8 protein-coding genes and 2 pseudogenes are annotated in these 8,222 nt (G+C 62.0%); 5 read left to right on the top strand and 5 right to left on the bottom strand.

Going from position 1 to position 8,222, the window contains the following annotated elements:
* The 5 genes and pseudogenes from EG244_RS21670 to EG244_RS19625 form a co-directional block, all read right to left on the bottom strand.
* Nucleotides 1–252 (bottom strand): annotated as a pseudogene (locus EG244_RS21670) (hypothetical protein); the annotation flags it as partial.
* 444 nt (nt 253–696) lie between these two features.
* A complete protein-coding gene (locus EG244_RS19640) occupies nt 697–1,263 on the bottom strand; it encodes a PqiC family protein (RefSeq protein WP_158617379.1) in 567 nt (188 codons plus the stop codon).
* 4 nt (nt 1,264–1,267) lie between these two features.
* A complete protein-coding gene (locus EG244_RS19635) occupies nt 1,268–3,346 on the bottom strand; it encodes an MlaD family protein (protein WP_124966849.1) in 2,079 nt (692 codons plus the stop codon).
* A complete protein-coding gene (locus EG244_RS19630) occupies nt 3,343–3,972 on the bottom strand; it encodes a paraquat-inducible protein A (protein WP_124966848.1) in 630 nt (209 codons plus the stop codon). Before EG244_RS19630 ends, EG244_RS19635 begins: the two co-directional genes overlap by 4 nt.
* Nucleotides 3,939–4,586: a paraquat-inducible protein A gene (locus tag EG244_RS19625; protein ID WP_124966847.1), complete on the bottom strand. Its 648-nt coding sequence runs from the start codon at nt 4,584–4,586 to the stop codon at nt 3,939–3,941. The genes EG244_RS19630 and EG244_RS19625 overlap by 34 nt, the downstream gene beginning before the upstream one ends.
* Nucleotides 4,587–4,878: 292 nt before the next feature.
* Here EG244_RS19625 and EG244_RS19620 point away from each other — a divergent pair, with 292 nt between their 5' ends.
* The 5 genes and pseudogenes from EG244_RS19620 to EG244_RS21615 form a co-directional block, all read left to right on the top strand.
* Entirely contained in the window at nt 4,879–6,159 is a 1,281-nt protein-coding gene (locus EG244_RS19620) for a flagellin (RefSeq protein ID WP_124966846.1), read from the top strand.
* 69 nt (nt 6,160–6,228) lie between these two features.
* Entirely contained in the window at nt 6,229–6,609 is a 381-nt protein-coding gene (flaF, locus tag EG244_RS19615; protein ID WP_124966845.1) for a flagellar biosynthesis regulator FlaF, read from the top strand.
* A complete protein-coding gene (gene flbT / locus EG244_RS19610; RefSeq protein WP_124966851.1) occupies nt 6,606–7,010 on the top strand; it encodes a flagellar biosynthesis repressor FlbT in 405 nt (134 codons plus the stop codon). The genes flaF and flbT overlap by 4 nt, the downstream gene beginning before the upstream one ends.
* Nucleotides 7,007–7,819: a DUF1217 domain-containing protein gene (locus tag EG244_RS19605; protein ID WP_124966844.1), complete on the top strand. Its 813-nt coding sequence runs from the start codon at nt 7,007–7,009 to the stop codon at nt 7,817–7,819. Before flbT ends, EG244_RS19605 begins: the two co-directional genes overlap by 4 nt.
* 263 nt (nt 7,820–8,082) lie before the next feature.
* Nucleotides 8,083–8,222, top strand: a pseudogene (locus EG244_RS21615) (IS3 family transposase); the annotation flags it as partial.

Genomic DNA, 8,222 nt, shown 5'->3' with positions numbered 1-8,222 from the left:
AACCGCAACCGCCTGAGTGTCCGGTGAAACGGGGGCCAATACAGGTAGGCTCGGCTGCAGGGCAGAGAGGCAGTCGTCCAGCGGCCGAAAAGTATGGCGCCGGAAGGCTATGACGATGACTTCTTTGCCCTCTGATAGCACCGTCGAACGGGGCTACTTAGGCCCCGTCTTTTGACCCTCCACCGAGGATCGATTATGCCACTTCGCAACCGTCTTCGGATTGATCCTGAATTCCCGGCTCAGCTCCGCGAGCCCTCAAGCCTGCCTTTGGACCAATGGCAGGCCGTTTTTCGTCCTGCGCTCATTCGGGCCTGCCGTTGAGCCGATGGCGGGCAAGCCCTCAGTATAACAGCTCGTACGGCCTGCCCTCGCCTTGGTCACTCGGACCAATGGCGTGCCATGGCTCTATCGTGGCGCTGCCGTGACGAATTTGTTCTCCAAGGCTTCCTTCCATTCCTTCGAAAGGATCACAGCCTCAAACCGTGGGATCAAACACCGAGCCGAGGCGGAAAACCACTTAGAAAAAGCCCGGAACCTGATCAGCTAAACCGAGCCACCTCTCTCGATACCCCCGACATACAACAAAAGGCTAAGCCGAGTGTGGCAAGGGGCCAGATCGGCCGGCAGCCGCTATGGTCGATGTGCTGCCCGGGGAGCGGAGCAGTCGGGCTTGGGCCTGGTTCCCGCGCTGTCCGGTCACCGCGCGAGCCTGAGCAGAATGCGGCTGCTCAGGTCGTCGAGGGCGCGGCCATAGGCTGCGGCAATGCCGGCGGGTGTGGGGTCTGTCAGCGGGACGCTGATCGCAAAACGCTCAAGGAATTCACGCATCCGCAGGTCGGGCGAGGCGACGGCAAACTGGCCGCTGATCCGGAAAGTGCCGTCGCGCGCGGCGAGAATGCGGTCAATGCGCACTTCGAGGCGGATATCGGCGGGCTCGCTCAGCGGCCAGGGCTCTGCCGCGACAGAGGCTGTGCCGCCCAGATCCAGGCGGCGCGCGAGATCGGCGGTCAGAGCCTCGGCCGAATTGTCAGCCCATTCCGCGCCCTTCAACGCCTTCAGCGCACCGTCCGGCCCCTCGGAGAGGATGTCGGCTGCGCTGCCATAGGCGGGCAGCACGATGTCGCGCAGCTCGATCGTGGCGATGCGCAGGCGCTGCTGTGGCACGGATCCGGCCACCTCCGGCAGGAAGCGGGCCGGATTGCTGCCACCGCAGGCGGCGAGTGCCAGGGCGCAGAGAAGAAGAACCGGGGAAACCTGTTTCATATCATTACCGCCCGAAGAGCAAAGAGTTGGGATTGCGCTCAATGGCGCGGGCAAGCTGCGAGAAGACCCGCGCCGTGGCGCGGGCTTCCCGCAGCGCGGAGAGCAGTTCATCATTGACCGGCGAGCGCGCACCATAGGCGCTGACCAGAGCCTCTGCCTGCCCCACCAGACGGTCGAGCCGCCCGGCAAGGGCGGGCAGATCCTTTGCCGCCAGCGCCACCGCATCGGCCGCATCGCGCGCCGAGCTGAGGGTGCCGTTCACATTCTCAACGGTTCCCCCCGCCCGCAGTTCCGACAGAACGGCCTCAACCTCTTGCAGCGCGCCGCTGAGCGCGGGCGACAGGGCCTGAGTGTCCTCTGAGCGGACGAACTGATCGGCGCCTTTCACAAGACTGGTGGCGGCTTCGACCAGCTCTTCGGCCTTCAGCTGGCGCACTTTTTCCAGCACGCCGCGCAGATCGGTCAGCACCGGCGGCACTTCTGCGGTGACTTCGGTCAGACCGGTGGCGGCATCTTCAACGGATTGCAGCGCTGCGATCAGCCGCTCAGTGCCCTCCTGCTCGGTGAAGGAGGTCAGGATGGCGCGGATATCGGTCAGCACCGAGACGGCTTCACCCGGAAGCTGTTGAATTTTCTCATTGCTCAGGAGCTTGCGGCCCTCTTCCAGCAGCGCGCGGGCGGTCTCGGGAATGGCGCGGGTGCTCTCCTGGCTGACCAGTTGTTCGGCGGCGGACATCAGCGAAATCGCCTGCTCCATCACGCCTTCAATCGGCAGACGGTTCACACGTTCCAGAAGCCCCTGGGCCGTGGCGCTGAAATCGGGCAGATTGGCGTAGACCGTGGGCAGGATCGGCAGCCCATCGGGGATCTCACGCAGCTCGGCCGGGGGTGTCTCGGGCAGATCCACCAGCTCGATCACCAGCGCAGAGCCGATCAGACGGGCAGGGGCCAGACGCGCCCGCAGGCCACTGCGGACCTGAGTGGCGAGGAAATCTTTCAGCGCCTCGGGGCCTGAGCCCGGTTCCAGCCCCATAGCTTCGGGGTTCAGCGCGATGGCAGCCTGCATCCGCACTTTCACCTGGCCTTCATCCTCGACCACCCGCGCGCTGACGCCGCTGACCTGGCCCACGACAAGGCCGCGGTAGCGCACATCTGAGCCGCTGGTCAGGCCCTGAACCGACTGGTCAAACTCAACGGTCAGGCGCAGCGCATTGGCATCCACACCGGTCAGAACGCTTGAGCGCGCGGTGCCCTCGTCGGTGTAAAGCTCAAAGACCGCGCCTTCTCCCAGCGGCTCGCCCGAACTGGAAACGCTGTCAAAAGCGATCCCCCCGGTCAGGATAGAGGCGAGGTTCCCCACCCCGAGCCGCAGCCCGGAGGTGCCAAATGAGACCGAAAAGCCCGAAGTGTCCCAGAACCGCGCGGCTGTGGTCAGCCGCATGTCATAGGGCGCCTCCACGAAGGCATCGACCCAGACGCCTTCTGCCCCGTCAATCAGGCGCGGGGCCTCAATGTGGCCGACCTGAATGCCGCGATAAAGAACCGGGGCTCCGGGTGTCAGGCGGTTGCCATCGGCGGCGCGCAGGGTGATGCGGCGCCCCTCCCGACCGGGCATCAGCAGAGGCGCGGCCTCAAGACCGTTAAAGCTGCGCACATCCGACCCGGTCGCGGGAGTGAAGGCCGTCTCCACATAGACCCCCGACAACACGGTCGAGAGGCCGGAAATCCCCCGGGCACTCACCTCAGGACGGACGATCCAGAACTGCGCGTTCTCGGGGATATTGGCGGCCACCCCTTTGGCGATCCGCGCGGCCACCACCACATGCGAAAGATCGCCGGAAAACCGCACCTCCTCCACCACGCCGATCGGCACATCGCGCAGCCGCACGGCCGTTTCCCGCGCCACCACACCGCCCGCGTTCTGGAAGATGATCTCGATCAGCGTCCCACGGTCGTTATAGCTGCGCCAGGCGATGCCCAGCGAGATCACCACCGCAAGGATCGGCACCAGCCAGACCGGCGAGAGATTGCGCCAGAACGAGGGCTTTGGCGGCGTGGTCTGCATTGGTGGAATATGGCTCATGCGGTCTTGGGTCCCCGTGTCATCCACAGCAGGCGCGGATCAAAATTCTGCGCGGCCAGCATGGTAAAAATCACCGAAAGCGCAAAGCTGAAAGCCGCCACGCCCGGCGCAATGGTAGCCGCCATATTAAAGCGCACCAGCGCAGACAGAATGGCGACCACAAAAACGTCGATCATCGACCAGCGGCCGACGAATTCCACAACCTCATACAGCCGGTAGCGCAGATGCCCCCGCACCGGCCAGCCGCGCTGCACGGTCACCGCCAGATAGGCGATCACCAGAAATTTCGACACCGGGATCAGCACCGAGGCGATCAGCACAATAGCCGCAACCCCCCAGGAGCCCATCTCCGCCAGCTCAATCGCCCCGGCGACAATGGTGCTGTCCTGCTGCCGCCCGAGGGTTGAGGTGCGCAGCATCGGATAAAGGTTTGCAGGAATATAGGCCACGACGCCGGCGGCCAGCCAGGCCCAGACGGCCTGCAGGTTCGGATCCTTCTGCAGCCGCATGCCGCAGAGCGTGCAGACCGCCGCATCGGGCAGGTTCAGCCGCCCGCATTCCCGGCAGCCACACCAGCCTGCCTCGCGCGCGGTTAAGACCGGCTGCGTTGTTCGAGCGTCCGCCATACCGTTAACCTGCACATAAAACTGTCGCTGATAACATTGACAAGAACGAGCGCGACCAGCGCCCAGAAAGCCAGCCCGATATGCAGACTGGCAAGCCCCGCGATCTTCACCAGCGCCACGGCGACACCGATCATAAAGACCTCTGCCATGGCCCAGGGGCGAAGCTCTTCAGACAGCCGGAACGCGCGGATGGCATGCCGCGCCGGGTACCAGCCAAAGGCCATCGGCGCCATCACATAGATCAGCAGCGACAGCCTGAGCGCGGGCAGAATAATGATAAAAGCGGTCACCGCCAGGGTCAGCGGCAGTGTGACGCCATGCGCAAAACTGAGTGCCGCATCCAGAACAGAGCCCTGCCGCGTCATCCCCGCAGCACTCACCTCCAGAAACGGCAGGAAAATCGCCATCATCATCAGCACAAGTGCTGTCGCCGAAAGCATAACGATCTGCGTCATGGCGCTTTTGCGCGGCGCTGAAAGCACCGTGCCGCAGCGGTGGCACAGCCCGCGGGCACCCGGCTGGACCGCGCCCGCGCGGTTCAGCGCATCGCAGGTGGGGCAGGCAATCAGCCCCTCCTGTGCGACGGGCAGTTCTGTGCGTGCGGCGGCAGTCACTAAATTTCAGGTCCCGATCAGCAGTCAGACCCGAGATCTAGCCCTAATGGCCCTTCCAGACAATGAAATTGGCGGTGATCGATGGGCTGGAACCATTCGCCGAAAATTTGCCGGAAGAAAGCCAGCGCCTGATTGCCGCCGTTAGCAGCTTGTTAGCTCTGAGGCTTTAGATCTGGTCCTGCGGCCCGGGTGGGCTGGCGCATCCCGAAGGATGCAGGCCGCAGAAGGCGCTGTCTGCCACCAAAGGTGGTTTTTCTCCGGGCAAAGACCCGGACAGTGAAGGAATGACATGATGTCCTCCATTCTGACCAATACCAGCGCCATGGTTGCGCTTCAGACCCTCAAAGGGATCAACGCCAACCTCAACAAAACCCAGGATGAGATTTCGACGGGGAAAAGCGTGGCCACCGCCCGCGACAACTCTGCGGTCTGGGCGATTTCCAAAGTGATGGAAGCGGATGTGAAAGGCTTCACGGCCATTTCGGCCTCGCTTGCACTCGGCTCCACCACGATTGGCGTGGCAAGTAATGCCGCGGAGACGGTCACCAATCTTCTGACCGATATGAAGCAGAAGATCGTTGCTGCCCAGGAGGATAACGTCGATCGGGGGAAGATCCAGACCGACATCAAAGCCATGGCCGCGCAGATTAAATCCGTGACCGATGCTGCGCAGTTCAACGGCCTGAACATGCTCAGCAACAAGACGAACAAAGTCGGTGTGGGGACTGTCGATGTCCTCTCTTCTCTTGATCGCAGTTCATCGGCGGTTACAGCGGCGAATATTACTGTCGGGCGCCAGGATCTGACGACTTCGCAGGCCGTTCTGGGGGCCGCGATTTCGACAGCCGTGGGCTCAGCAGCCGTGTTGAACGCGACACAAAGCGTCACGATCACCATGGCGCCGGCCACGGTCATCACGGCCGGGATGGGATTCTCGATCTCTCTGGCGGCTACGGCACCAGCGACCGGGGCAAAGTATACCGCCGCCAACTACACGACAGGCACCGCACTCGCCGATCAGAACAAAATTGCCTATGTCGCACGTGACGGCGATAGCCAGGCAGATGTGATGCGTGGCCTCGCGGGCGCGCTTGCAGGGTTCATGTCTGCTTCGGGCCTTGATACCGATGTCCTGAGCGTCTCTGCCAGCAGTAACACTCTGACGGTCGCCTCTAAGGTGTCTGATGCGGACCACACGATCACGGTCTCGGCGTTCAGTGGCGCGACGGCTGCGACAAACATCATTGGTGGCGGGCTTGCTGCCCTCGACAAATTTGATGTCTCCACCAAGGGCGGTGCCAAATCAGCGCTTATGGGCGTTGAGTCGATGCTGCAAACTTCGATTGCGGCTGCTGCCAAATTCGGCTCGGCCCAGGGCAGGATCAACATTCAAGCCTCTTTTGTCAGCAAACTGACCGACTCCCTGAAGGCCGGGATCGGCAGCATGGTTGACGCAGATATGGAGGAAGCCTCCGCCCGCCTGCAGGCCCTGCAGGTGCAGCAGCAGCTCTCGATCCAGGCGCTTTCTATCGCAAACCAGGCGCCGCAAAACATCCTCGCGCTCTTCCGCTGACAGCAGGTCAGGGCGCGGATGAGTGCCGCGCCCTGACACTCCCATCCTGTTAGATCCGGAGATCCCGTGATGACGATGCACCACCTTGCGCGAACGGCCTATAGCCAGCCGCTCGCCCCTTCGCGCAGCCCGCGCTCACTTGAGTATGATCTCCTGGCCCGCGCCAGTCAGTGCCTCCGTCTCGGGTGGGAGCACCGACGCAGCGACTTCGGCCGCCTGGCGCGCGCGGTACAGGACAACAATGCCCTCTGGGTAACCCTCGCTGCCGACGTGGCAGAACAGGGTAACGGTCTTCCAGCGCCTCTTCGTGCAAATCTTTTCTATCTCTATGAATTTACGCAACACCACAGTCGCAGGGTCCTGGCGGGCGACGGCGGTGTTGATGTGCTGATAGACGTCAACACCGCCGTGATGCGTGGCTTGCGTGGAGAGCCGGGGGGATGTGGATGAGCGGCCTTGTCCTGAAACTCGGCCCCCATGAGAGGGTGCTGATAAATGGCGCAGTTATTCAGAACTCTGAGCGCCGGATCCGCTTCTCAATTCTGACAGCAGGCGCGAACGTGCTTCGGATGCGTGATGCACTCCATCCTGATGAGGTCACCACACCGGTGACTCGCCTGTGCTACATGGCTCAGCTTCTGCTTTCGGGGGACCTGAACGAAGAGGGCGCCCGACTGCAACTGCTGCGTGGAATTGATGAGATAAGTCACATTCTGACTGATGCTGACAGCCGCCTGCTGCTCTCAGCCGCAACCCAGGCCGTGCTGGATGAGGCGCCCTATCAGGCCCTTAAGGCTTTGCGTGCCCTGCTCCCCAGGGAGCGTCGCCTGCTGGCGGCGGCACGCGAATGAGTTATGTTCCCGCACTCCCAGCCGGCGCTTATATGGGGTGGCTCGCATGGCAGCGCCAGGGCGCCGTGCACCAGAAAGCCTTTGACAATTCAGCGGCGCAGCTGCGGAAAGAGGATTATTTTCGTGAGAATATCGCGAAGGCCACCACTGCAGAAGCGCTGGTCGCTGACCGCCGACTCCTGGACGTGGCATTGGGTGCCTTTGGTCTGAGCGACGACATCAACAGCCGCTACTTTATCCGGAAAGTTCTGGAGGGTGGCACCCTGAAAGAGGGTGCGCTCGCGCTGCGGCTGTCGGATCCGCGCTACCGTGAGCTTGCAGCAACCTTCGGTTATGGCGATTTCAGTGTTCCCTCCACAGTTCTGTCTGATTTTCCTGAGAGACTTCTCTCTGCCTGGAAAGAGCGGTCTTTGGAGGTAACGCTCAGTCAGGTGAATGAGCCACTGCGCGTCGCACTGAACGCTCAGCGGGAGCTGTCCAAGATTGCGGAGAAGAAGACCACAAGCGAAAATACGAAGTGGTTTTCCATCATCGGACAACCCGCACTGCGTGAGTTGTTCCGCAAGGCATTTAACCTGCCGGTGGCCTTTGGCGCACTAAACCTTGACCGTCAGGTCGCCATCCTTGCTGAAAAGTCTGAAGCCCTTTTGGGCGATCGCTCTCCTTCGCAGTTCGGCAATCCGGAGAAGGTCGACAAGTTGATCCGCCGCTACCTGCTGCGTGCCGATGCCGAGAATTCCGGCGCTGGAATGACTTCCGGTCCTATTGCGGGCAGCACTGCACTTGCACTTCTCACTATGAGAAAATGAGGTGGCTGCGGAAATCTGAACAGCCGGGATAAGTGGATTTTCCGCGTATGAGCCGGGCCAGAAATTGATCCAGTGGATCAATTTCCCGGCGATTGAGCAGCATGATGCTGCGAGTGAGGAGAAGACCATGGCAAGACGACCGCGCCGGAACCACAGCCCGGCCTTCAAGGTATGAGGAGGATCAGAAAACAGTCCGGGTCTGAGCAGGACAAGCATTTGATCCGGGGATCAAATGCCCTGCGATTGGTTTTCCCGACGATTGAGTGGCGGTAGCTGCGATCAAGGGCGAGAAGACCCTTATCGAGTTGGCGCAGGAGTTCGACGTTCATCCGAACCAGATCAAGCAGTGGCGTGACCAGTTGCCTGAGGGTGCGACGGGGGTATTCGGGGAAGCCCCAAAGGT

It is taken from the genome of Falsigemmobacter faecalis (assembly GCF_003863335.1).
In the GTDB taxonomy this organism is placed as follows: Bacteria; Pseudomonadota; Alphaproteobacteria; order Rhodobacterales; family Rhodobacteraceae; genus Wagnerdoeblera; species Wagnerdoeblera faecalis.
This window is presented reverse-complemented; position numbering and strand designations above follow the sequence as displayed.

Bases quoted from the DNA above. Each gene is read 5' to 3' on its own strand.
- flbT (WP_124966851.1), top strand. From the start codon at position 6,606: ATGAGCGGCCTTGTCCTGAAACTCGGCCCCCATGAGAGGGTGCTGATA.
- EG244_RS19620 (WP_124966846.1), top strand. From the start codon at position 4,879: ATGTCCTCCATTCTGACCAATACCAGCGCCATGGTTGCGCTTCAGACC.
- EG244_RS19640 (WP_158617379.1), bottom strand. From the start codon at position 1,263: ATGAAACAGGTTTCCCCGGTTCTTCTTCTCTGCGCCCTGGCACTCGCC.
- flaF (WP_124966845.1), top strand. From the start codon at position 6,229: ATGACGATGCACCACCTTGCGCGAACGGCCTATAGCCAGCCGCTCGCC.
- EG244_RS19635 (WP_124966849.1), bottom strand. From the start codon at position 3,346: ATGAGCCATATTCCACCAATGCAGACCACGCCGCCAAAGCCCTCGTTC.
- EG244_RS19605 (WP_124966844.1), top strand. From the start codon at position 7,007: ATGAGTTATGTTCCCGCACTCCCAGCCGGCGCTTATATGGGGTGGCTC.
- EG244_RS19630 (WP_124966848.1), bottom strand. From the start codon at position 3,972: ATGGCGGACGCTCGAACAACGCAGCCGGTCTTAACCGCGCGCGAGGCA.